Source organism: Pseudoalteromonas marina, assembly GCF_000238335.3.
GTDB classification, from domain to species: domain Bacteria; phylum Pseudomonadota; class Gammaproteobacteria; order Enterobacterales; family Alteromonadaceae; genus Pseudoalteromonas; species Pseudoalteromonas marina.
In genome coordinates this window covers 903,085-928,531 of sequence record NZ_AHCB03000005.1, presented here as the reverse complement: position 1 = coordinate 928,531, position 25,447 = coordinate 903,085, and the positions used below count along the sequence as shown (strand labels likewise).

21 protein-coding genes and 1 pseudogene are annotated in these 25,447 nt (G+C 39.6%); 2 read left to right on the top strand and 20 right to left on the bottom strand.

Annotated elements, in window-relative coordinates; all coding sequences use genetic code 11:
* Window positions 1-2: 2 nt before the first annotated feature.
* From PMAN_RS04420 to PMAN_RS04345, 16 genes and pseudogenes are all read right to left on the bottom strand, one after another.
* Window positions 3-356 carry a cupredoxin domain-containing protein gene (locus PMAN_RS04420; protein WP_004589267.1) on the bottom strand — a complete coding sequence of 118 codons (354 nt, stop codon included), beginning with the start codon at window positions 354-356 and terminating at the stop codon, window positions 3-5.
* 11 nt (window positions 357-367) lie between these two features.
* A complete protein-coding gene (locus PMAN_RS04415) occupies window positions 368-2,611 on the bottom strand; it encodes a heavy metal translocating P-type ATPase (RefSeq protein ID WP_010558025.1) in 2,244 nt (747 codons plus the stop codon).
* Window positions 2,612-2,712: 101 nt separating this feature from the next.
* A complete protein-coding gene (locus PMAN_RS04410) occupies window positions 2,713-3,126 on the bottom strand; it encodes a MerR family transcriptional regulator (protein ID WP_008467855.1) in 414 nt (137 codons plus the stop codon).
* A 299-nt stretch (window positions 3,127-3,425) separates the two neighbouring features.
* Window positions 3,426-3,848, bottom strand: coding sequence for a hypothetical protein (locus PMAN_RS04405; RefSeq protein WP_010558026.1), 423 nt, complete (start codon window positions 3,846-3,848; stop codon window positions 3,426-3,428).
* Window positions 3,849-4,514: 666 nt separating this feature from the next.
* Window positions 4,515-5,387, bottom strand: coding sequence for a copper resistance protein B (locus tag PMAN_RS04400; RefSeq protein WP_021032426.1), 873 nt, complete (start codon window positions 5,385-5,387; stop codon window positions 4,515-4,517).
* Window positions 5,384-7,207, bottom strand: coding sequence for a copper resistance system multicopper oxidase (locus PMAN_RS04395; protein ID WP_010558029.1), 1,824 nt, complete (start codon window positions 7,205-7,207; stop codon window positions 5,384-5,386). Before PMAN_RS04395 ends, PMAN_RS04400 begins: the two co-directional genes overlap by 4 nt.
* Before the next feature lie 27 nt (window positions 7,208-7,234).
* A complete protein-coding gene (locus PMAN_RS04390; protein ID WP_021032425.1) occupies window positions 7,235-7,705 on the bottom strand; it encodes a YybH family protein in 471 nt (156 codons plus the stop codon).
* Between the two features lie 15 nt (window positions 7,706-7,720).
* The gene (locus PMAN_RS04385; protein WP_010558031.1) at window positions 7,721-8,608 is read right to left on the bottom strand and encodes a copper resistance D family protein; all 888 of its coding nucleotides are present in this window, start codon (window positions 8,606-8,608) and stop codon (window positions 7,721-7,723) included.
* Window positions 8,609-8,627: 19 nt separating this feature from the next.
* On the bottom strand, window positions 8,628-8,975 hold the full coding sequence (locus tag PMAN_RS04380; protein ID WP_010558032.1) for a copper resistance CopC family protein: 348 nt from the start codon (window positions 8,973-8,975) through the stop codon (window positions 8,628-8,630).
* 53 nt (window positions 8,976-9,028) lie between these two features.
* A complete protein-coding gene (locus PMAN_RS04375) occupies window positions 9,029-12,193 on the bottom strand; it encodes an efflux RND transporter permease subunit (RefSeq protein ID WP_010558033.1) in 3,165 nt (1,054 codons plus the stop codon).
* A 14-nt stretch (window positions 12,194-12,207) separates the two neighbouring features.
* On the bottom strand, window positions 12,208-13,950 hold the full coding sequence (locus tag PMAN_RS04370; protein WP_004589254.1) for an efflux RND transporter periplasmic adaptor subunit: 1,743 nt from the start codon (window positions 13,948-13,950) through the stop codon (window positions 12,208-12,210).
* Window positions 13,950-15,377 carry a TolC family protein gene (locus PMAN_RS04365; protein WP_010558034.1) on the bottom strand — a complete coding sequence of 476 codons (1,428 nt, stop codon included), beginning with the start codon at window positions 15,375-15,377 and terminating at the stop codon, window positions 13,950-13,952. Before PMAN_RS04365 ends, PMAN_RS04370 begins: the two co-directional genes overlap by 1 nt.
* On the bottom strand, window positions 15,377-15,874 hold the full coding sequence (locus PMAN_RS04360) for a DUF411 domain-containing protein (RefSeq protein WP_004589252.1): 498 nt from the start codon (window positions 15,872-15,874) through the stop codon (window positions 15,377-15,379). Before PMAN_RS04360 ends, PMAN_RS04365 begins: the two co-directional genes overlap by 1 nt.
* 107 nt (window positions 15,875-15,981) lie before the next feature.
* The gene (locus PMAN_RS04355) at window positions 15,982-16,347 is read right to left on the bottom strand and encodes a hypothetical protein (protein WP_010558035.1); all 366 of its coding nucleotides are present in this window, start codon (window positions 16,345-16,347) and stop codon (window positions 15,982-15,984) included.
* 119 nt (window positions 16,348-16,466) lie between these two features.
* Window positions 16,467-17,642, bottom strand: a pseudogene (locus tag PMAN_RS04350) (IS4 family transposase).
* An 853-nt stretch (window positions 17,643-18,495) separates the two neighbouring features.
* Window positions 18,496-18,702 carry a hypothetical protein gene (locus tag PMAN_RS04345; RefSeq protein ID WP_010558036.1) on the bottom strand — a complete coding sequence of 69 codons (207 nt, stop codon included), beginning with the start codon at window positions 18,700-18,702 and terminating at the stop codon, window positions 18,496-18,498.
* 807 nt (window positions 18,703-19,509) lie between these two features.
* Here PMAN_RS04345 and PMAN_RS04340 point away from each other — a divergent pair.
* Window positions 19,510-20,388, top strand: a complete 879-nt coding sequence (locus PMAN_RS04340) for a hypothetical protein (RefSeq protein ID WP_010558037.1) — start codon at window positions 19,510-19,512, stop codon at window positions 20,386-20,388.
* Between the two features lie 35 nt (window positions 20,389-20,423).
* Here the strand turns inward: PMAN_RS04340 and PMAN_RS04335 are convergent, their stop codons facing one another.
* The 3 genes from PMAN_RS04335 to PMAN_RS04325 form a co-directional block, all read right to left on the bottom strand.
* Window positions 20,424-21,377, bottom strand: coding sequence for a replication initiation protein (locus PMAN_RS04335; protein WP_010558038.1), 954 nt, complete (start codon window positions 21,375-21,377; stop codon window positions 20,424-20,426).
* Between the two features lie 714 nt (window positions 21,378-22,091).
* A complete protein-coding gene (locus PMAN_RS04330) occupies window positions 22,092-22,376 on the bottom strand; it encodes a hypothetical protein (RefSeq protein ID WP_010558039.1) in 285 nt (94 codons plus the stop codon).
* A gap of 129 nt (window positions 22,377-22,505) precedes the next feature.
* Window positions 22,506-22,898, bottom strand: coding sequence for a hypothetical protein (locus tag PMAN_RS04325; RefSeq protein WP_010558040.1), 393 nt, complete (start codon window positions 22,896-22,898; stop codon window positions 22,506-22,508).
* Between the two features lie 580 nt (window positions 22,899-23,478).
* On the opposite strand from PMAN_RS04325, the gene PMAN_RS04320 reads away from it, so the two are divergent.
* A complete protein-coding gene (locus tag PMAN_RS04320; RefSeq protein ID WP_004589242.1) occupies window positions 23,479-23,682 on the top strand; it encodes a hypothetical protein in 204 nt (67 codons plus the stop codon).
* A gap of 77 nt (window positions 23,683-23,759) precedes the next feature.
* Here PMAN_RS04320 and PMAN_RS04315 read toward each other — a convergent pair whose 3' ends face one another.
* Window positions 23,760-25,409: a recombinase family protein gene (locus PMAN_RS04315; RefSeq protein WP_004589241.1), complete on the bottom strand. Its 1,650-nt coding sequence runs from the start codon at window positions 25,407-25,409 to the stop codon at window positions 23,760-23,762.
* Window positions 25,410-25,447 lie beyond the last annotated feature (38 nt).

The following is a 25,447-nucleotide window of genomic DNA, read 5'->3' as shown; positions in this document are numbered from 1 at the left end:
TCCTAAACGACTTTTAAGACACCGCGATACATTTGCATCTGACAGTGAAACTCATGCTCTCCCGGTGATAAGTTCAATAGGGTAATTTGAGTAATTTCATTTAATTTAAGCTGTTCGCTTATATCCAATGAAGGAATAAGCATTGTTTCAGCGCAGGGGGATTGATCTTTGCGCATAAACTTCAGAGTGACAGGTTGGCTAGCAGACACCTGAATTGAGGATGGGGAATACACACCATCCCTCACTTCAATGAGTACTTCATTACCTTGAACGATTGTTTTATTGGGTTTATATAGCCAAAACCACCAAACAATCAGCGCGATTAACATTAAGCCTAATAAGTTAATAACCATCATTGTGATTCTCCTTAATGCTCTTTTGCTTTAAAAAAGCGAAGTCGATTTGCATTTGACACTACAGTCAATGACGAAAACGCCATTGCAGCACCTGCAATTACAGGGCTAAGCAGAATGCCAAAGAAGGGATATAGAACCCCCGCAGCAAAAGGAATCCCGGCTACGTTATAGACAAACGCGCCAAACAAGTTTTGTTTGATATTTCGTAAAGTAGCTTTGCTTACCGCTATGGCATCAGCAAGGCCATGAAGTGAACCACGCATTAGGGTAATGTCAGCACTTTCGATAGCTACATCAGTCCCTGTGCCTATGGCGAAGCCAACATCGGCTAACGCTAGCGCAGGAGCATCGTTGATGCCATCTCCTGTCATACCAACAATTTCGCCGCCTTCTTGTAGCTCTTTCACCTTGTTGGCTTTATCTTCTGGCAGCACTTCAGCAAGAAACTCACTAATACCCACTTTTTTAGCTACGGCGGCAGCGGTTTCCTTGTTATCACCCGTTAACATGATGACGCGTATACCATTAGCCTGAAGCCGTTTGATAGCAGAGATTGAGTCTGACTTGATAGGATCTGCAACAGCAATGATTGCTGCAAGTTCACCATCTACAGCAAAGTACATAGGTGTTTTGGCTTCTTTGGCTAAAGACTGTGCTTTTTCAACAAAGCCTGTGAGGTCTATGCCTTTTAACTTCATTAGTTTATCGTTTCCGAAAAGCAGGGCTTTGTTGTTGCAGCTTGCTTCTACACCAAAACCCGTAATGGCGTTAAAGGCTTCAATTTTTAGTAACTCAATATCCTGATCTAACGCACTTTCAACAATCGCTTGCGCTAAAGGATGCTCTGAGCCGCTTTCTAAACTTGCTGCAAGCTGTAGTACGTCTTTTTCGTCAGTAGCTTTTGCTAAAATAATATCGGTTACCTTAGGTGCCCCTTCAGTAATAGTGCCCGTTTTATCTAAAATCATGGCAGTGATTTTAGAGGCGGTTTGCAGTGCCTCACCGTTGCGAATAAGCACTCCGGCTTCTGCTGCTTTTCCTACTCCCACCATGACAGACATGGGTGTTGCCAAGCCTAAAGCACACGGGCAGGCAATAATAAGCACAGTAGTTGCTGAAACGATGGCAAAAGCAATGGCTGGCTCAGGTCCAAAGTTAAGCCATGCTAGCGCACTTAACACAGAGGTGATCATCACGACAGGTACGAAAAAAGCTGAAATAACATCGGCCAAACGGCCAATCGGCGGTTTCGAATTTTGTGCTCGTTTCACCATATTGATGATCTGTGCAAGCGCCGTGTCTTTACCAACGCGTGTGGCTCTAAATAAAATCATGCCTGATTTGTTCAAAGTACCTGCGACAACCTCATCTTCTTCAGCTTTTTCAGCAGGCATAGGTTCGCCTGTCAGCATGGACTCATCAATAGAGGTGTGTCCTTCCAATACCACGCCATCGACGGGAATTTTTTCACCCGGTTTTACCTTCACAATATCGTTAAATAAAACCTGCTCAATACCTATCTGAACTTCTTTGTTGTCACGAACCACGGTTGCTGTTTTGGCTTGCAAGCCGATAAGACGTTTAATGGCCTCAGAGGTTTTACCTCTGGCTTTGATTTCTAATGCTAAACCTAAATCAATTAAGCCAATGATCATGGCGGTAGCTTCAAAATAAACATGCCGTGCCATCAATGGAACAGCGTCAGGTGCAAACACGACAACCATCGAATACAACCAAGCCGTGCCTGTTCCTAAAGCAATTAGGGTGTCCATATTGGCTGAATGATTTTTGAAGCTCTTCCATGCTCCTACATAGAAATGCTTGCCTGAAAAATACATAACACCAAAAGTTAAAATGCCTACAACCAACCAAGAAATTCGTTCAAGGTTTGTTTCAACCGTCATTTCTCCAACTACAATGCTGTAGATCATCAAAGGAACGCCGAGTGAAAGGGCAATAAACGTATCGCGCATTAGCTTTTTGTAATATGCAAAATCCGCAGCCTCTTTCTCATCAAGCGCATCTGTTGCTGAGCTATCATCAATTGGCTTCGCGTTATACCCCACTGACTCAACAGCTTTGATCAACTCTTTTGTTTTAGCTGTCCCATAAACTGTTACTGTCCTATCAGCAAAATTCATTTCCGCACTGACGACTCCAAGAGTTGCCTTCAACGCCCCTTCAATTTTGCCTACACAGCTAGCACACCCAGCACCTTCAATGATAAGCTGTTGGTTATGTGATACTTTCTCCAACGTATTCTCCTTACTTTTACACGAAGAGGATTGAGCTTTTGCCTGACAGCAACAGCCTGATTCAGTTTTTATATTTGTGTTAGTAGCCACCCTTTTTCCTCCTATGCTTTTTTAATTTGCTCAAAGTTTTCGATGAGATGACAAACCATGTTTGCAGTCGGTGCTTTGTCTTCCATTTCTTCCCATCGAGAAAGCGCAGAAGACATTTTTCCTCGAAGTGCCAACATTGCTTGAAACTGCTTTTCTGTTTCTTCAAGCCGCTCTTTGATCAGGCTTCTGACTAATGGGCACGCACTTTTACCATCTTCAGATTCATTAATAATTTCCTTGATATCTGCAACGGAAAAACCAAGGTTTCTGGCACTTAAAATGAATTTAAGTCTCGATACTTCTTTATTCGAGTATGACTTGTAGCCGTTCACTGACTTAGCAGGTTTTAACAATCCTAATCTGGTGTAATAGCGCACCGTATCAGCAGTCGTTCCAAGGCTTTTTGCCAGCTCCGCAACTTTCATATTCACTCCTCAGTTTTTTAGCTAAGTTTGTACTCTCATCTTCAGCTTAGACCTGTGTCTAAGACACAGGTCAAGTACTAATTCTAGTGAATAAGCTAAAAACTAATTTTTTGGTAAAAGAGAAATCTCGGTCAAAATCGACAGCATTAAGTACTGTAAATAGCAATAGTTTGAGCATGTTCATCATGCCTCCAAAAAATATTGTGCTAATTGTTCAAAACGGTTGGTAATTTAAACCAATCAGTAAATCGTTTTATTTTTGATGGGACTGGCGAAAAAAAGGCGCACTGATCCCGTGATTAGCCAATAATTGGTGGACGATAAAGTAAGAGATGGATACCAGATTTTGGTAGGGGTATACGCTGTAGAATTAGCTCAGAATGAATATTGCAAATACCTTCGTCTTGCGCTTCCACAAGATAGGCATTTAAATGAAAGCTTGTACAAAAACCGCCTTCACAACAAACACAATCACCAGCTTTACATTTTTCACAGTCTTCATCACCATGACGGTTTTTAGAATCTTGCGAATTTTCAGTGTGATAGTGACTATTGTCATTCATTGATTGATGATGCATATTTTTGCTTGGTTGTATAATATGCGTGTCGGAAGATCCATTTTGATGTTCTTCACAATTCATTGGTTTAGCAATAGCAAAGCCATGCTGCGTAAGCAACAGAGTAATTACCACTATTTTAAACCACTTGAAAAGTCCAAACATTTTAATTCCTTATTTATCACCTACAATATTAGCCACTTTATAAAAATAATTTTATGATCTTGATCAACCTTTGAACTAAAACCTAAACTTTTTACTTTTTACTTTTTACTTTTTACTTTTTACTTTTTACTTTTTACTTTTTACTTTTTACTTTTTTAAACAGCTTTAACTTCACAAGTATAAAAGGGGTGTCTAATTTATACTCATGAGATTGAAGCCAAGCATGAGCACCATTAAAAGAAATAAAAACCCTACGCTCATAACTAGGTATTGAGTAATGGATCATTTTTCCAATTGTTCAGCTTTAAGCGCAGTACTTTGCAACAATCGGTTCTATCCCGGGCACATCCAATTCCCGTTCATCAAAAGTGATAAAATGGCCTATTGTACGTCTTTCAATGGCGATGTTTTTTGCCTTGACTCTTTAACCTTAACCATTCGCCAACTTTACTTCTTAGCTGATATTCCACCTTGATAGGTATACACCAGACTGGCACCGATTGAAAACAAGAAGTAGCTTACTATTACTGCTCTTAGTTCTTTCCAAAAAAACTATTAGCTAGGCCTTTCCTAACATAACTAAAATGGTTTAAATCCCAAAAAACGAAAGCTACCATCAATATAGTTGCGGTAGCTCTCATCAAGTCAATATAGTATTTCTTCATATCAGAGCCAGAACTTGATACCTGCAACAAAAGCAGTATCACGAGTACTTTGCCCATTTAACTTCGCAAAGTCGGCTGTATTACCAAATTTATTTGTCCACTCAACGCCAACATAGGGAGCAAACTGGCGGGTAAACTCATAACGAACCCGAAAACCAATAGCACTGCTAGACAAGCCACTACCAAGGTTATTTTGGACGTCATCCTTACCGTAAAGCGTCAACTCTGCTCGTGGTTGAACAATTAACTTTTGAGTAAGTAATAGCTCATACTCAGCTTCGATCGAAAATGCACTATTACCTTGCTCTCCTAAATACGCAGTCATATCAATTTCAAACCAGTAGGGGGCTAGACCTTGTAAACCAAAAGCTAGCCATTTGCGGTTTTCACCTTCGTTATTGTAATCAAGTCGAATACCGACTTGTGTATCCCAATAAGCAGATATTGCGTGGCCCCATAGAAAATCTGTTTGGTTCTCCTCTAAATTACCTTCGCTAAAATCTCCTTCAGTTTTGATGACTAATCTATCAAAAGTAGTGCCATACCATGCCTGAAAGTCAAAAACACCTGCGTTTGTTTGCTCATTATATTCAAGACGATCCCCTAGTAGCGCGTAAAATGAATGCTCATCTGCCAAAGTCAGTCGTTTGTCGCTACTGAGTGCATAAGGGCCTTCAGTCAAAGTTGTACCTGCTGCATAAGCATGGGGGTCTCTAGCATCTTTAGGTGCATCTCCACCTTGTGCTTGCATTTTAGAATCACCCATCTCAGTCATCTCATCTTTTGCAGATACAGATACAGATACAGATACACTTATAAGGGGCAAACCTATTAATAATAGTCTTAACGTATTGGTTAGTATTAATTTTTTCATGATACAACTACCTCTCTAAACATACCTGCATCCATGTGGAATAATAAATGGCAATGCCATGCCCAGCGACCTACGTCATGAGGTGTTGTTAAAAAACTAATTCTTTGCGCTGGTTGTACAGGGATAGTATGGCGACGAACCTGTACATCACCTTTTTCATTCTCCAAATCGCTCCACATACCATGCAGGTGCATGGGATGTGTCATCATTGTATCGTTTTGTAAAATAACTCTTAAACGTTGATTATGCTTCATGTGAACTGGCGTGCTTTTTCCAAATTCCAAGCCATCAAATGACCAGCTATAACGCTCCATGTTTCCAGTTAAATGTAATTCAATTTCAGCCTCTGGCTCTTGCTGGTTTGTAATTCCCTCAAGAGAATGTAAATCTGCAAGTGTTAAAACACGGCGTCCATTTTTACGTAAACCTATACCGGGATCATCAAGGTTTGTTCTAGGCATATCAACACGCATATCAACAGAAGCTCCATACTCTGTTTTTGCATGACGCACTTTAGTGCTAGCAACAGCTAATGGGTTTTTAGTCATTCCATGTTTACTATGATCCATTGCCATCGCTCCATGACCCATTGCACTATGATCCATTTTATTAGAATTCATGCCCGACATACCTGCCGTATCAGCCATTGTAGAATGCACACTATCATGGGTCATATTGCCCATCATATCTGTCATCGTTAACCACTCAACGGGGTCTAAAGAAGGTACTGGTGCATCAACGTTAGGTGCCATTGATAAAGTACCTTTAGCATAACCTGAGCGATCCATGCTTTGTGCAAAAATCGTATATGCATCATTTTTTGGCTCGACAAGTACATCATAAGTTTCACCGGGACCAAATCTAAATTCATCTACTGTCACAGGTTCAACATTTTGTCCATCAGCTTGTACAACTGTTAACTTCAGCTCAGGTATTCTTACATCAAAAAACGTATTGCTAGAACCGTTAATAAATCTAAGCCTAACCTTTTCGCCAGCTTTAAACATTCCACGCCAGTTTGTCAAAGGCGCACAACCATTCATTAAAAAAGTCATTGCAGATGCTGATAAGTCTGCAAGATCTGTAGGGTTCATTCTCATTTTATTCCACATTTCCCGGCGTTGTAGCGCATTTGAAACGCTGCTATTTGAAATGTCATCAAAAAACTCTGGAACAGTAGGTTGATTAAAGTTAAATACATCGCCCTGTACTTTTAACTTGCGAAACAAATCCATTGGGTCATCATCAGTCCAATCAGACAATTGGATGACATGCTCATTGTCAGCACTAATAATATCCTTTTCTCTTGGCTCAATAATTAATGCGCCGTACATACCTGTCATTTCTTGAAAGCCACTGTGTGAGTGATACCAATATGTGCCGCTTTGTTGCAGCTTAAATTTATAAACAAAGGTTTCACCCGGCATTATACCTTTAAAGCTAATACCCGGTACGCCATCCATTTGATACGGAAGAATGATCCCATGCCAATGAATTGAACTCGGCACTGATAATTTATTAGTTACCCTGATAGTAACGTCATCACCTTCTCTGAGGCGCAAGGTAGGAGCTGGTATTGAGCCATTGATTGTTGTAGCCATTCTTACAACACCTGTGAAGTTTACGGGTGACTCATCTATCACTAAATCTATTACTTCTCCACTTAGTTCGGGCGCAGTACCTGTTGAAGTTCCAGCAATCAAAGATGAAGCTGCATGAAGAACACTTGGAAAAGCAGCTAATACACCGCCAGCAATTACACCTTGTACAAAGCGTCTACGTGGCGTAGAAACTTGATGTAATGGACTTTTAATTCTCATTTTGTACTCCGTTATTTAACCAATAAATTAATGTGACCAATGAATGTGCTTAATCTTCCATTCACCATTTTGTTTTTCCAGCACTATCGTTTCCATGCCTTGATAATCGCGTTCAACACCTTTATGAGTACCTGTAGTTTGACTACGCGACGCAGAGATAGCGGTATTTCCAAGTATCGTCACTTGATGTTCAAGTGTGTCGCTCTTCATCGCTGCTAAATACTTCATATCCGACAACATATGATGATGAGCATATTCATCAGCGCTCCTTTCAACGCGGCCTCCCTCGAAAATGGTGACATCATCCGCTAACTGCGCTCTAGCCTGTTTTTGATTGCCAGTTTCAAGTGCTTGATGAAATGCCAAAACAACTTTTGCGGCAGGGGTATCTATACCTTTAAACAAACCTTTGTCTTTGTTCTTATCACCATGAGCGTTTGCTGCGAAACTAAACGTCATTAATAAAACGAGTAATATATTTATTGTTTTCATTTTCATTCTCTCTTTTAGGTTTTAATTTGCAGGGCCAACAACACTAGTAAGCCCAGCCGTTACAGATAAAATGGCAAAAGCTACTAGCATTTCTATCGAGATAGATTTAGATAAAGCCTCTCTGCCTTGACTATTTTTAAGTTGTGGAACGAGTATTAGTTTATGTTTAGCAGCAAGTGCCAAAATAGACACTACAAGGGCCAATTTAAACAACAGTGTTTGTCCGTAACTTGAGCTTATTAGTGCATCAAGACTTCCGACCAATTGAATCACGAGCCAGAGGCCTGCTACCAACAATAGGCTCACTGTAAAACTTGCTTGTTTGCCAAAGCTTTCCATCAGCAAATGAAGTTCTGCATAACTTAGCTGATGGCAAGCCTGTTTTAGTGGCAATAACGCCCCAAACCACCATGCCATAACGAGCACATGCAAAATAAGCAAGCCTTTTTCAATTGTGCCTAACTCAGAAATATGACCCAGTAACGTGAATGAGTATGCAAGGATTAATAAACTCAACATTAAAGCGCTTTGTTTTAAGTACGAGTTCACAGCGAGTTTGAACCTTAAAGCTAAAGCGATTATTGCGGTAACTAGCCCAAGCGCTCGAAGCAAAGCTCCAGTGCCGACAGAGGAGTCCCACATAATAGCCAATATATCAGCGTCTATCGCCCCCTGAATTCCCTCTTCTGCCATTGCACCAGTACTGGCAAAGAACCAAGTAATATTAGCGATCAAAGCCATAACTATATAAGTTCTTGTCCACGTTAAATTCGCTATTACAGTATTAGTATGAGATTCATTATTCTCAAATATTTGCCTGAAAAATGTATAACCAGCAATACAGGCAAAGCCGACGTAAAATACAATTTTTGACAGTACAATGACTGTATTCCAGATATACATTTCCATATCAATCACACCGCCTATTTTAGTGAACCATAAAGCCGAAGCTATGTTTCATTTTATGACCATCGTTACCTAAGAAGGTTACATCCACAGCATAGTTTGCAGGAGCTAATTTAGGTAGTTTCCATGTAAATTTGCTAGTAGCGACTTTAGAAGGCTCGAATCCAAATTTAAATTCTTCGCCTTGTTTATTGGCCAATGAAACTTTTACAACACGTACCTCTTTGGTGAACACCAAAGTTAACTCTTCTGGAGGATTCATTAGCATTGCATTATCAGCAGGCACACTTTTTTCAAGATGCACATGCGCAAATACCGCACTACTAAAAACGACACTGATTACGGTTAAAAATTTAATTAGTTTTTTCATATTTACCTCTATTTTAGTTTATTGAAATTGCTATTTATGGTTTCTTAACTTCGCTAAGCATTACTTTTTAGCTCCGCCTTAGAAAGCTCCTTGTTAAAGGCGTTTAATTCTGGCTTTTTAACGATTGAGTAAATTACTGGGAGCACAATAAGAGTGAGTAGCACAGCACTTGTCATTCCGCCTACCATAGGTGCAGCAATACGACTCATAATCTCCGAACCTGTTCCTGTACCATATAAAATGGGCATCAAGCCGATAATGATTGTTGCAACTGTCATCATTACTGGACGAACTCGTAAGGCTGCACCGTGCAATAATGCATCTTGATATGCATCATCAGAGATAGGTTCAGCTCGCTCTTCAGCTTTTTCCTTAAGCTCAGCAAGTGCCTGATTAAGATAGACCAACATTATCACACCAATCTCAACCGCTACCCCAGCTAGAGCAATAAAGCCCACGCCAACAGCCACAGAGAAGTTAAACCCTTCCAGATACATCAACCATAAGCCACCAATCATCGCCATCGGCAAGGTAACGATAATGATAGCCACCTCACTAAACGCTCTGAAGTTTAAGTAAAGTAGAATAACAATAATGGCGAGTGTTAAAGGCAATACATAGGTGAGCTTTTCTTTCGCTCTTTCCATATATTCGTATTGCCCAGCCCAAGTAATTGAATAACCTGCTGGTAGTTTTAGATTATTAGCCAAGTGTATTTTTGCACTTTCAACATAAGTACCTACGTCAACACCGTCTATATCGATAAACGTCCAGCCATTTAAACGAGCATTTTCACTCTTAATCCCCGGCGGACCGTTCTCAACTCGAATATCTGCGACATCACCTAGTGCAATGCGTTGACCACTTGGTGTTACAACAGGTAATCGTGATAGCTGCTCAGGAGAGTCTCGATAGTCTTGCGGATAGCGTAAGTTAACAGGGTAACGCTCTTGACCTTCTACCGTTTGGGTAACGTTCATACCACCAATAGCTGTAGAAACCACTTGTTGAACATCTTCGATGTTTAACCCAAAGCGACTTGCCTTATCGCGTGAAATATCAACCTTGATATATCGTCCACCTGCAACTCGCTCTGAGTAAACTGATGCTGTGCCTGTAACTTCGGGTAAAATTTGCTCTATTTGTTGGCCGATTTCCTGAATCACATCAAGCTCTGGTCCGGCGACTTTAATACCCACAGGCGTTTTTATGCCTGTTGCTAACATGTCGATTCGGGTCTTGATTGGCATAACCCAAGCATTCGTTAAGCCCGGAAACTTAACCAATTTATCAAACTCAGCTTTTAACGATTCAGTAGTCACACCCTCTCGCCACTGCTCTTGTGGCTTCAATTGAATAAAGGTTTCAATCATGGTTAAAGGTGCAGGATCGGTTGCAGTTTCAGCTCTTCCTACTTTACCAAATACAGTTTCAACTTCTGGCACAGTGCGAATAAGCTTGTCTGTTTGCTGCAATAACTCCCTTGCTTTACCAATTGAAATACCGGGATAGGTAGTAGGCATATACATGAGATCGCCTTCATCCAATGGCGGAATGAATTCACTACCAATTTTATCGACAGGCCAAAAGCCAACGATAGTCACTAATATTGCTGCTACTATTGTCGATTTTGGAAACTTCATGACTTGCTTTAAAACAGGCATGTAGATAGCAATCAATAATCGGTTTAACGGGTTTTTCTTTTCAGAAACAACTTTGCCTCGAATAAAGTAGCCCATCAAAACAGGCACCAATGTGATCGCCAAACCTGCTGATGCCGCCATTGCATAGGTTTTTGTATAGGCGAGCGGAGAGAACATTCTTCCTTCTTGCGCTTCCAAGATAAATACAGGTAAGAATGAGACTGTAATGATCAGTAAGCTAAAAAATAGTGCAGGGCCTACTTCACTCGCAGCCTTAGCAACAATTTGCCAGCGATTTTCATCTGTTAGTGGTGTTTTCTCCATATGCTTGTGCATATTTTCAATCATCACTATTGCACCATCAGTCATCGCACCAATCGCAATAGCGATACCGCCTAAAGACATAATGTTGGCATTGATGCCTTGCATATACATGATAATGAACGACACCAAGATACCTAATGGCAGAGTAACAACTGCCACAATAGATGAGCGAAGATGAAATAGGAAAGCCACACAGACAATAGCAACGACTGCAAGCTCCTCTAGCAACTTGCTCCAAAGATTATCAACAGCACGATCTATTAACTTCGATCTGTCATAAACAGGGACAATCTCCACCCCCTCTGGTAGAGAAGATTTAAGCGATTCAAGTTTTTCTTTTACCCCGTTTATGGTTTGTTGAGCGTTTTCACCAAAGCGCATAACGACAACACCACCAACAACTTCGCCTTCACCATTAAGCTCTGCGATACCACGGCGCATTTGAGGCCCTAAATTAACGGTAGCAACATCACCAATACGCAATGGCGTGCCTTGTTCGTTAATACCAAGTGGGATTTTCTCTATATCACTAACTGATTGAATATACCCCGTTGCGGTAACCATATATTCAGCTTCAGCCATTTCCACAACGGATGCGCCAGTTTCTTTGTTCCCTTTTTGTAAGGCTATTTGTATTAAACTTAGAGGAATATCGTAAGCTCTCAATTTATCAGGATCTACTTGCACTTGATACTGCTTAACCATACCACCAACGGCGGCAACTTCGGACACGCCCGGAACAGTTTGTAGTTCATACTTTAAGAACCAGTCTTGAATGCTTCTTAATTGGCTTAGATCATGGTTTCCAGACTTATCTGTTAAAGCGTAAATGTATACCCAACCCACACCTGTTGCATCAGGTCCTAATTGAGGTTTTGCCGAATCAGGCAGGCTTGATGCTACTTGGCTTAAGTATTCAAGTACTCTGCTTCTAGCCCAATACAAATCAGTATCGTCATCAAAAATAATGTAGACGTAGGAATCACCAAAAAATGAGTAACCACGAACAGTTTGCGCCCCCGGCACTGATAACATCGCTGTAGTAAGAGGAAATGTCACTTGATCCTGCACTACTTGTGGTGCCTGTCCCGGATAGCTCGTCTTAATTATCACCTGCACATCAGAAAGATCGGGGAGTGCATCTACTGGTGTTTTTTGTAATGAATACAAACCACCAAACGCGATAATTAAGGTAATCAACAAAACAAAGAAACGATTGCCGATAGACCATCTAATAATTGATTCAATCATTATTTTTCTCCCACTTAATGATTAGAATGATCAACAGCAGCTTTATTTTCCTTGCCGTGTTGTTCATCTGATTCAAGAGAAATGTCAGTGATAACTAAGTCATCTCTAACCTCAAAAGTGAAAGTGACATTATCACCGACATTGAAATCAACCATTTCTATATTGTCCGCGACGATAAAATCCATCGTCGCAGCAGGTCTATCCCATTTCTCTATTGGGCCTCTGCTAATATTTAGAATCCGTGTATCAATATCAATCGCATTAATCAAACCAGATACTGTTGCTGATGATACTTCAGGCTCACTCATGATATGAATTCCAGTAATTTCATATCCACCGTCTTCGGTTTTGCTCACTTCAAAGTGCAAAGATTGACCTGACTTTAATGAGTCAATATCGACTTTTTCAGCCACAGTAAAATCCATAACCATTTCAGGCCAATCCCAAGCTTCAGCAGGGCCATGTGAAATATTAACCATGCGGTGCCCTGCCATAACACTATTAACATCCCCTTGCATCCAAACAGAGTTAGGCACTTCATCATGAGTCATTCGTTTAAAGTCAGAGCTTTTACTTGATTCAGAATCAATCAAGAATTGGGCAGATGTCACCACAACGTCATCTTCATTTAAGCCGTCTAATATTTCGATGCTGTCGATATCAACCCGGCCAATAGTCACTTCAATAGATTTAAATTGCCCATCACCTAACGCAAGTACTACTCTGTCCTGTTTACCTGTTCTAATAACGGCTTCTTTAGGCACGAGGATGGTGCTATCAGCTTGATTAGCGTGAATAGAGACTTGTGCAAACATATTTGGTTTTAATTGATAGTCTGTGTTATCAAATTTCAATCTCACTCGGAGTGTGCGTGTTTTACTGTTCAATGTTGGATAAACATAATCAACGACACCAGCCCAGTCCTCACCGGGTAAATAATCCAGTGTCATTGATACAGGAAGTCCTTTTTTAATTAAGGCTGCGTCACGTTCAAACACTTCTGCTTCAACCCAAACTTGATCTAGCTGGCCAATGCTTAATAAGGTGTTTCCCGGCTTTACATAAAAACCTTCTCTAACCTTCAAACCATCGACAACACCTGCTTGTGGTGAATAAAAGGTAATTGTTTGCTGAACCTTTCGTGTCTTTTCTAGCTTTTGAACAAAGTCTGCTGAAAGCTGTAACGCTTTTAGGCGATCTTTGGCTGCTGAAATTAAAGAACTATTGTTGCGCTTTAACGCTATTAACAGCTCTTCCTGAGCATTAACTAACTGAGGAGAATATAGTGTATAAAGAGGCTGCCCTTTCTCTACAGGGTTACCTGCTGCTTTGATGTAAAGTTTATCAATCCAGCCATCAACCCGTGGGTGGATATGAATTAGCTTATCTTCATCATATTGAACATAACCTACCGTTGAGATTTCAGTATGCATATTTTTCAGTTCAACAGGTGCAGTGCGAACCCCAAGGTTATTCACTACATGAGGCGCAATTTTTACTGCTCCGGGGCCAAAGTCATCACCAGATGATCCTTCCTCATACACTGGAATTAGATCCATCCCCATAGGCGACTTACCGGGCTTGTCCCGGCGGTAATTAGAATCCATCGGTGCAACCCAATACAGAGGCTTTTTTTCTCCTGATGTTGCTTCATTACTATTACTGTTTGAGCCAGTACCTTGATATAAACTCAATGCTCCAGCACCAAGTGCTGCCCCAATGATGATGGCAATAATTGTTTTTGTATTCGTTGACATTATTTTTCTCCAAATTGCTGACTGGATAAGTGCTGATTAGTTTTGTGTGAAGTTTGCATCGACTTATGTTCAGCATTTGAGTTAGATTGAGAATGCGCAAAGAAATAGTTGATACGAGCAACTGTTTTAAGTGCGTCAACATCAATTCTTAAAGCTGATATTCTGGTATTTAATTCGGCAATTCTTGCTCGAACAACTTCGGCAAAATCGCCATCATCATTTGTGTAGGCTGTCAATGACGCTTCTGCTTGGTCATGAGTTTGTTTAAGGAGTTGTTCTTGATAGATAGATTGTCTATCTGATAAGCGTTTAAGCTGTCTTAGTTCTTTTTCTAAAACACTGATCATTTGCTTTGTCAGTAATAGTTTCTCGGTTTTAATAGTCTCTGAATCTGCAATAGAAGCTGCAACTTGCTTATCTTGTCTGTTCTCGGTAAACAAGGGTAAATCAAACGTTACCCCAACAGAAAATAAATCAGCTCGGCTATCACCAGAGGGCATATTGTCGCGATAGGCATAACTAGCATTAACGCCCCATTGCGGCTCATATTGCTGTTTGGCTAACTCAATTCCTTTTTCTGAAGCTTTGCGTTTTATATCAATCGCAAGTATGACTGGGTGATTCGAAAGCTCCTGAGCCAATAGATTTCTTGAGTAATTAGATGCTTTTAGGACTGTTGGATTATTCAATTGAATCGAAGGCAATTCTTTTGAGACGCTAAACTCTAATGGTTGCGCGTCAAAGTTGAATGATTCATTCAAACGATCCGCATCGTAAATATGAAGCCACTCATTGAGACGAGCGATTGTCGTTTCTAGTTTCTGCTTTTGCGAAGTTAATCTGTCATCTAACTGCACGATTTCCAACTGAGCACGAATAACATCTTGCTGTCTAGTTTTACCAACAACGTTTGAATAGCTAGCTTTAGCCACTTCCGCCATCTGCTCAAAGAGAGACCAATCATCTTCAATCAATTTAATAGTTTGTTGGGCTAAGTAAGCATCTAACCAAAGTTGTGACACTTGGCTTTTCAACTTAGCTTTACGATCCTCTCGTAACAGTGGAAATTTCGTGGACTCAATTTGTAACTGGTCTTTCTTGATCTCTAGACTGTCGCCTCTCGGAAACATTTGAGAGACGCCAACCTTTAGCTGAGTCATTCCTTCCTGATCTAAATCCCAAGTATCTGTTGGTAAATTCATTATCCCTAGCGATACTTTCGGATCAGGCAAAGTACCTGAAGCAATACTTCTATTTTCAACTGCACTTTGTTTCAATCGGCTACCATGAAGCCAAGGATCATTTTGCTGAGCTAAGGTGATAGCTTGTTCAAGCGACACTACTTTCTCAGCTTGAGCTGAGAATACAGATAAGCCGAGTATTAATGCAGTTGAAAGTGAAGTAAGGTTTGAAGAGTTCAATTTCATTAGAATTGCTCCTCGTATGTCTTAACTTTTGCATAGACTTTGCTCGTTCCATCTTTAAATAGAATTAACACGTTGTATGGCATAAAGCGGTCATCGACTTCCATACCGGGAGAGCCAACTGGCATTGCTGGAACTGAAAGCCCAATCGCATTGGGATGTTCTTCTGATAAGAACTGCTGAATAAATTTAGCAGGTATATGACCTTCAAAGGCAAATCCATTTCTACTCACTGCCGTGTGGCATGAACGGTAATTAGGTTTGATACCATACTTAGTTTTGATGTTGCCGATGTTTCGGAAATCTTTGGAATGCGCAACGATCCCTTTGTCTTCAATATGAGTTATCCATTTTTTACAACACCCACAAGTAGGGGTTTTATAAACGATTAACTCCAAAGGTGTTACGTCGTTATTGTGTGCATGGTTATGTTCGTTGGCGTTTGCAAACGCAGGTGAAAGCAGCATTACTACTGCTATTTTTAAATACTTATTGATCATTTTTGCCCCCAGACATCGCTGGAAAATATCTATAGCGCTACGACGCTATATTGACTAACAGAAAAATTAATTACATGTGCGAGAAATTTGGACGCACTAATCCTGTATTAGGCAAAAATTGGTGGACGATAAAGGGAAGTGGAAATTGAATGAGGTTGTTTAGATTGCAGAGCAGCTACAGATTCACTGAATATTTGAATATCTGTCGAATCAATACTGGAATTTAGGACTGTCGTAGATGAGCAAGCATTTGCAGGACAAATACATTCAACGTCACAACAATCTTCTGATTGACCATTACTGCTTTTATTCATATCACCATGATCCATGTTCATGTTCATGTTCATGTTCATGTGTGATTCGTGAGAACCTGATGACATTTCGCAAGGCATAGCAGAATACGCAAATGCTTGCCCTACAAAGGCAACCAGCATAAGCGTCATTACTAAGACTTTTGAAAATGCTTTAGACATAAAATTCTCTTACAAATATACATCTCTAATACTAATGCAAATTTTTGACTAAGTCAATTGATGCTGTATAAACATTTATGAATATTTGCTGAGGGATCCCCTCGAATTTGACCATAGTATCAGCTCTTTTCCAGTTTGATGACACCCCAGTCAAACTCTGCGGCCCAGAGCGTGACTTGCCGTCTTGCCGCTTGTATCTCTTCTTCAGTTAAGCCCAGCTGGGCGGCCTTTGATAATCGCATTCCCAGGTAGTTAAATGAGAGTACTCGCCGATGTTTGATGCTGTTAGCCTGAAACTGCAAGTGCTTCCCGGCCAGCTCTGCCGCCAGCCCTATCATGTAATGCAACCAATTTGCCAGTGCCGCCAATAGCAACAGCACTTCCAATCGTTCGCGTTTATAAGTACGGTGGGCTTCGCTACCTAAGCCATAGGTCTGGCTTTTCTGGTCGCGGAAGCTCTCTTCTATTTGCATGCGTTTGCCGTAGCATTTGGCAATCTTCGTCGCGTAATCGAAGCAATTGGGCAAGGATGAGACCAACAACCACGGCTCTTTATATTGCTTGTGTTTGTCGGATTTTCGCAGCTTCCAACCGGTGCCCACCAGCACGGCTTGAGTGCGATATTGCTGGGCTTTGGTCAGCTTAACCTCACCCAAGACTTGGGGCGTAGGGCGTGCTTTTTTGTAGGCTTTGGCAACCGTGATATAGGCATCCTGGCCGGGTAGTTGCAGTGTCTGGTTGCCACGAACTCTGGCAATGTAATGCCAGCCGAGCTTACGTATTTGCTTAAACCACGGCACTTTAAAACCCGCATCGGTAATAATCACCGGCTTAAAGTCTGCCGGCAGTACCTGCTTTAACCGGTATAAAAACGCCCTGTGTACGTGTGGGCACGTATATTCGTCCATCGGCACAACAACTTGATGTAACGTCAGTGGGCGACCTTCCAGCGCCAGGCTGGCACGCAGGATAAAATGGCGCTTTTCGGTGTCGGCATTGCTCCAGTCCACTAAAATCAGCGGCTGTTTGCCCTGACGTAGCAAGCGGGTCATTTCGCCATAAATAAGCGGCGCCTCTGCTTGAAGCGCTTCATTTCTTAGCAAACGGTCAGCTCGTTTGATGCCGTGTTTTTATGACGTTTCACTGTCAAAATTACGGCCGATAGCCGTTACCGTGCATTGGCCATTCTGCATCAAGCTTTGTACTGCCGCCCCCACAGCTAAAAATCGGGCTTTGTGCATACATTTGGGGGTGACAAATGAGAGGAAATCGGCGAGCATTGTTTTTACATTCATGGCAGCATTCATGGTTAGGTGTTTTTGGCGAAAGATCAGATCGGGAACTGCCATGAATGTTCCCTTCGCCTCTAACTATTTGTTTTATCTACGCCATTCGTGGGGATTCGTCAGCTATATTGCTTTAATTAAACTTACAAATACTTTTAGGTACATCTGATATTTGTGCAAGCTATAAATTCGTTGCTCACCATTGACTAGAAGTGTCCGCTTTTGGCACTCTCCAGCCACTCGACAACATAATAATTGGTAAAGTATTTTACTGTGTCTGATGGCGCTTAGCTTATCCGACCTACTCTGGCACTAACTGAAAATACTTTTACTCTAAATTAAAATTGAAGCTCTAATCAAAAATATCAATTTTTGTGCCCTGTTTTACTTCAAATTGTAGTTATTCTCAAGCTGTGGCTCAAAATCATCTGAAATGATGGTACCCACAAGCCCACACTTGATATCTAATATTTCATAATTTATACGTTGATGTTTGTCGAATCAAAATATTTTAACTAGCTTAAAGGCAGACTGGTCAAAAACTTAAATACTTATAAAACTAAAAAAGCGCCCTGATTAACTCGGAGCGCTTTGTGTTTAGGACAAATAAACAGGTTTTATACAAATTTAAATAACAAATATTTGAGCGCTATCTTCATACTACGCTTATTGCTTTGGCAATATTGCTCATAGTTAATTATGCCAATAGCCATTTTGCTACAGAATAAAGTGAGCGAAATAAACCACGCAAAATTTTGAGTTGATTGATATTGAAAAAATAGTATAGCTGAGCCAATGAATGCAATAGTCGAATAGACGACTTCTATTCGATATTGATTAATAGTTTTCAATATTTTGTGCATTAAAAACCATCATCAAACGAGTCAAATGCATCAAAACAGTCATCATTGTTTGAATCGGCTATCGAATCTTCAATCTCATAAACAGTCATTACCCTGTCTGGCTGGCCCACCACATTGCCACCAACATCTACGATATTAGTACTGGCATTTGTGATAGGTAGTCCTGTTGTTGGATTAATAGCAATATCATTAGCGTCGTTTTTCATTTTTAAACCTTAATAATCATTAATTAATGCTTTCAAATTTAATGATTTCGTGATAAAAAACAAACTTGTTTGACTGCGCAGCTCAGCAACAAACAGTTTGAATAAGGCATTCACTTTTCTTCTATTTTCACTTAATTTTTTTAGTAAAAACCCTCTCCTCTTTATCTAAAAAGTTTATTAATAAGTTTAATTTGAAGGCGGCTTTTGTCTGCAAGACAGGTTTTTAGATCGCATTTTTCGGCACGAAAAACTGCAAAATAGCGCCTCAGAATGAGGCCAACAAGCGCGTAATGTGGTGTAGGCGAAGCCGTAGACACATGGAGAAAGCGCGAATGTACAGCTGGTCTGTACTGACCGCGATAGTGTTTCGCATCAGCGAAATTCGATTAAAATTTGGCACAAATTGATATCGAACCATAATTTTCGTCAGAAAATAAAAGCGAAGAAAAATGCGGATAATGGGGCACCCATCGCATTGTCTGAAGCGGCAGTATGGCGGTCAGTACAGAGCGTAGCTCGGTGCATTCGCGCTGGGTATAAAACGCTAGCGCGATAGCGCGTTGAGCCAGCTCGTTGCGGAGCAACACCAGAGCTGACGGGCGTTTTAGACCTATGGTTGAGTAGCGAAGCGACGAGGCCATCCGCTGAAAGCGGCTTTTGTTGCGATAATTATCGCGACAATCATTCCGTACATGCTGCCAGAGCATCTCGGAATGAAAAACGGCAATATAATTATAAAATGATGATAATTTTTGTGTTGCGGTGCTAGTTAATTTTAATAATTAACTCACCAAAAGGATTTTTGAATTGACTCAGCAACCATCAAAAGATTTAGAAACGAAAAACCCGCTTCATACTCACTACCCTCGCTATTTTGATATTAATATGCGGTATTATCTAGGCGAAAATAACCACCAAAAAGGGGTTAACAGAACCAAGGTCTCGGTGCTTATTGCAATTCGGTTTTCTATTGTTACACCAGGCATTGTGCGTTGGCTCTACGGCATTAATCATCGCCTCGCGTTGGAACACCTAAACAGGCTAGAAAAAGATGGTTTACTGCGTGTAGTAAAAACACACCGCAGTCCAGATGGTCGTGTCTACGTGCCTACCTATACTGCTGCCAAATTTGCCGAGGAGTTAATGGGCATCGACGTGTATTTTAGGAGTAATAAAAACCCTGCTCTGCAGTTCAACCAAAATAATGTAGCACACAACCTTATAAACGCATTTGTAATGTTGCGCGGTATACATAATTATCACAGTGATGAAACGTACGCCCCAATGTGGAATGGGTTTATTACCGAGCCTGAATTTAAACGTATTAATAACCTATCTGATACACGAACCGTGGATGGTGCTGTGCGACTCTTAGATGGCTCTATTGCAGCAGTTGAAATTGAGCACTCATTTAAAAATAAAACGGCACGGCAGGCTATTTTACTAAAATATTTGGCCTCGTTAAAAAAAAACGATTACAGTAAGATTTTTTTATTCTCTCAATCGGTCAAAATTTTTGATGACATTAAACGACTCCACGAACAACTATTTGAGGAAATGCCGCAACGTTTTGACAAGAAGACACGAGCACCACTTCTCAGTGAGAGCGATGCTGAGCTGCTGCGTGCCTCAATAATATACCGAACTAAATTGTGCTCTGAAATTGAAAAAATGTTTTACTCGTAATGCAGTAGTATCAACATTGAGACATCATGATTATTTTATTTATTCAATTGTTTAGAGTAAAAAATCTTAGCTTCATCGTCACCAATGATTTTTGCATACGTTATACAGCGCCTTATATCTGCTTTTGCCAATCTAAAAGCGGGGTTTTCGTTTTGGTTTGATAGCTCATAATTTCCTAATCGATTGAGGTTTCCCCGAGCCCACACACCCTCAGCATGCGACCCCTTATTGACTTTAGGGCGACGAGATAGTCTTGGCCTAGCAAACTCTTCACTTTCACTAGAGCATTGAGTAAAATAGGAAAATTCAATGGCAGTAATACAGTTACCCATTTTTTTAGGCTTAAACGTTACGCGTACATCTGTGTGGGCATTAATTTTTTCAATAGCAGGTAACAGGATGCGGTTTTTAAAATCGCGCCATGCTCCATATGATTCGGATAAAAATAATTTTTGTTTCATCTCTGGTAATTGAAAATTCACAACTACCGCGCCCCGTCGTTTGTAATTGTGGTAATTTCGCACCCGATTAAGGAGTGCGTATAATCGAAATGATGCCAGACTGTTTAATTTTACTGTGTTATGAAAAAATAACCTTGTGAAATTTTTCTCTATATTAAAAATATACGGCTCGATTTCTTCTGAAAACTCAAGTGTAATGAAAGACCCTTGATTTTTCACCTTTTCGTATGAAGCGCTACTCACCCAAGGAATTGAAAGCGACTGCCCGCTATCGTCTAAAATGCTTACAGATTTATCTCTGAGTGACTCTGCGGCAGAACTCAGCTGCTCATAAACGCTGTACTTACTCAGGCCGAAACACTTGGCATATTCCGTTGGATAAATCAGAATTTTTCCTGGGTTAGACTTTTTGGAGTTTACTTTAGACAGCGCGAGATTTATTAATCGCTGCTCATTAATATCGAGCGAATAACCCGCATGTAACAGCTTATTGCCGAAAACAATTCTTGGAGAATTTTTACTACTCATTTCTCTACCTCATTTCTAGTTTATGCTGTTATGCTAACCGCGGCTCAACGAATAAAAGAAATTTCGGTAAGTTTTTTGGTAAAAAAAGTTTTATTTATTTACAGTGAAAATGGCCCCCTAAACCGTATAAATTGCCTACTCATTTCGTATAAAATGCCACAATAAACATATAAATTGCCCACCAAAACAGTAAATATTTTATTTAATTTCAATAAGATAACCCCCTCTAAAAGTATTAAAATAGAAAAAATAAAAATACAGGCACATTTGCAACTTTTATAAATTTATTAATTCATTTCTGACGGTTAAAAAATAAATTAATTATTTTTTTATTTTTTATTTTTTATTTTTTTACCCCGCCACTATCATTTGTAATAAAACTACTGAGTGAACTGACTTACTGAAATACGCAAAAGGGAGATAGACATAAATCTACCTCCCTTGTGCATTTGACCTATGGCCTTGCCAAACATGATTACAATGACCTCGCTTTTGAGGCATCGTAACGAAACCCTGTATTTGCGCAGGACCCCCTCCCAGGTTTGATACTCAGTAACTGAGTAAAATGCCCTATTAAACGCTATTGCAGTTAGGGCAACGAATCAGCAAATAATGATTCAGGCATATTTTGGGAGATATGATTAGGCTGTTATTTTGATTTTGAAAATAACCATTATGACCTCAGTTTCAATCGTTAATTTTTTCAATTTCACACTAAGCAAAAACATCATCTTCAAAGTCACACGGCAGCTCCACACGCTCTACTGGGTGGCTAATTAGGCTGTGCATGAGCTCATAAGCAAGTTTTCGCATAGCAAACTCATTTAGTGTTTTATTCGCTGTAATTTCAGGGCCAATAACCTCCCACAGCTCATCTAAATTCGCATTATCACTGCGTAATTCTAATAAGTTTATCTGGTGGTCATTAGCGGTGATTACTCGGCTAAATGAGTGTAATAAATTTAAAAAATCCAATGTTGATACGTATGTATGTTTCATTTTTTCACTATCCTTGTGTGTTTTGTTATCAAAATCGATAACGTATTAGTAAATAAAATCAGGCATGGGTATTTAAAACGGTTTACGAAAAATATTTTTAAAAAAGCGAACAAATGTTCGCTTAGGGGGTTATGCATTGTCGATAATATCGACCCAATCACTTTCTGTTGCTGCAAAAAATGTAGTTGGCGTTTGCATAAATATTTGCTGGAACTCTTCAGAGAACAGCTCACAAAACTGTGTTATTTGCTCTATGTAGATAAGTAAAAAAAGCGTCATGTCGTGCCCTTCTAAATACCTATTCTCAAAACTTGGATTTTTTTCCAACATACTATTTGAAATACTAATGCCAAGTATTTTTCCAACGCTATCTCTATGTAAATAGATGTAATTATTGAAATTTAACTCTAATGTTTGTTCATTAACTACATCTGCTAACAATAAAATTGTAGAGCAGTCATCCCACGGAGATCTACTGGCTCGAACGTATTGGCGAATAAATTGAGATTTAATATTTTTCATGATTTGTCCTCGTTAATTGTCCTGAAATTAACTAGGGCCATGCAATGGGTAAAAGTGAAGAATTGCGTTTTGTTGGTTTAATTTGCAAAAATAATAAAAATCATTAATGTTGGAATATCACTGTACAACCTTGAGGATGAATAATATGGCGGAATATATTTGGTTATTACCTGCGACCGTATTAACAATAGTTTTAGTCGTGGTTATTAAAAAGTCCAGAAAGTAAACCTATATTTTAAGTGCTTAGACAATTCAGCGTGAAGAGTAACTTGAGCCTACCTATTGATAATAAAAATATTGAACAATTAATGAACCAACCCTAACGATCGCTTAAAAAAAACACAAATAAAATTACTTTATCCTCCATTTATCTAAAAAAAATTAAATAAAATTTTGTATATTTTTCTGAATTTTAATCAAGATGAAACGTAAATCTCCATTTGGCGGAGGTATTCAGAAGTTCATCAAAAAAATCACTAAACTTTTGAAATTTATTGAAATTAGTTATCATAGTACTATTAGTTTGATTAATTAAAACTTCAAGCTAACCAATTCTTTTTTTAATAAATTAAAGGTTTCTATGCAAATTATTTTTTCTAATAATGATGGACTTCAAATGCAAAAAGGATTTGCGCTAGCGATAATTACCAATCAAGGTAAGATTATTCAGTCAGGAATGGTTGTTGAGTCAATGGTCTTTGAAGCCATGTTGGCCCACACTATTGAAACCTTTTGTTCTAAGTTTACAAGTATTGACCCTAATTATTTTAAAGAACCTCAATAGCTAAGCCCTTTAGCTAAGTAATATTAAGTATGGCCTGTTGCAAGGTTAAACTTGCAACTGACCTCTTCGTAATTACGTCAAAAGTCATAACCACTAACTAGCTCACCAGTATGTTTATGCAGACGTAACAAACGCCTCTTATCATTATGAAATTCAAGTAAAAGCTCAAAGTAATCAGCATTTGAGGTACCTAACAGACGCTCAAATACATTATTGAGGCCACCTTTATCGCCGCTAAATGTATTTAATTGTAAACTGATGCTTTTAAAAGTGTCTTTAACTAGTTGACGAATAGCTAGACGTTCGTCGTTGGAAAGTTTTATAAGGTTTTTAGTAATTGATAACCACCGATCAGTTACTTCATCACGAAATGAGTTATCAATTCTAGCTAACTTATTTTTACTAATACTAATCTGCGACTCAACATCACGTGCCTCAGACTCAAGTTTGGATATTTTGTTAGCAATGGCCTGTGGCGGAGTTCCATTTAAAGTCAGAAGAGCCTCAGTAAATAAATCTATATCACCATTAATTTTAACTAAACGCGCCCTAAGATTAGCCTCTTGGCTGTTAATGGCCTCCCTATCTCCACCTTTTAACAAAATACGCTGTAGGTTAACCTTATCTTGGCAAAAAGTGACAACTGCTTTTTCTATCACATCAATTTGGACGGTTGAATTCATTTCACAGTTATTTTTTCGCCGTGCTTCAACACAGCCATATCGTTTATGGCTGCTTTTTACTTCATTCAAACATTTGTTTCGATAAACAACATGTGAACCTACAGACTTTCCGCAATTGCCGCATTTAAATACACCTACCCCAGATAAAATACCAACAAACTTCTGTGATTGTTTAGTAGCGCCACGCTTAGATGAATCAGCGACTAAAAAGTTAAATTCAGATTCACTCATCAGCGGAGGATAATAACCTTTAAGGCCATACTCTGCATTCCCTACTTTTACATTGAGCTCACCAATAAGTGAACGACGCTTAACCTCTTTATATACATTGGCACCAGTATGATGAATAGTGCCTGCACCAAACTCACTATTAATTAACATTGCTATTTTTATGCCGCCATATCCTTTTTTAAAAAGCTCTATTTTGCGGAGCATAATTTTTTTATGATGTGGCTCAAATTCAAATATTTTTTTATCATCATTCCACACAGTCCAACTAGGCGGCTTACCACAATTTACTCTGAATCCACGCTTGCCCGCACTCCAATCATCACACTGCTGTTTCAATACATCTCGTACACGTTGAGATTTGGTTTCACTCTCTTCATTTGCTCGCATGAAGATCATCAACATGGCAAGTAACTCAAACGGGTTTTCATCAATAAGTTGGCTGTTATATTCTTTGTTGTCTATTGCGGTTATTACTGTAATACCAGCATTGATTATCTGAGTTACAATACTTGCGCATTCTGAGACCTTCCTTCTTGACATTCTATCTAGACTTTCAATAAGCAAAACTGAGCCTGAAGGGATATTACCGTCCTCTATCGCTTTTAAAAATACTCCAAATGCACCTTTTTTAATATTATTTCCATGATATGCACTAAGGCCTAGATCTCTCATTGTAAGAGACTCATCCAATAATAATCCTCTTTCCTTAGCTACTTTATTTGCATAATCTAATTGCCTTTTAAGGGAATGTCCCTTGGCTTGCTCTTGAGTAGAAAATCTCACATAGCTGAACAACAAAGGTTTTTCTGACATAGGGCTTTTCAAATCGTTAGTTATCTATTATGAAAGGA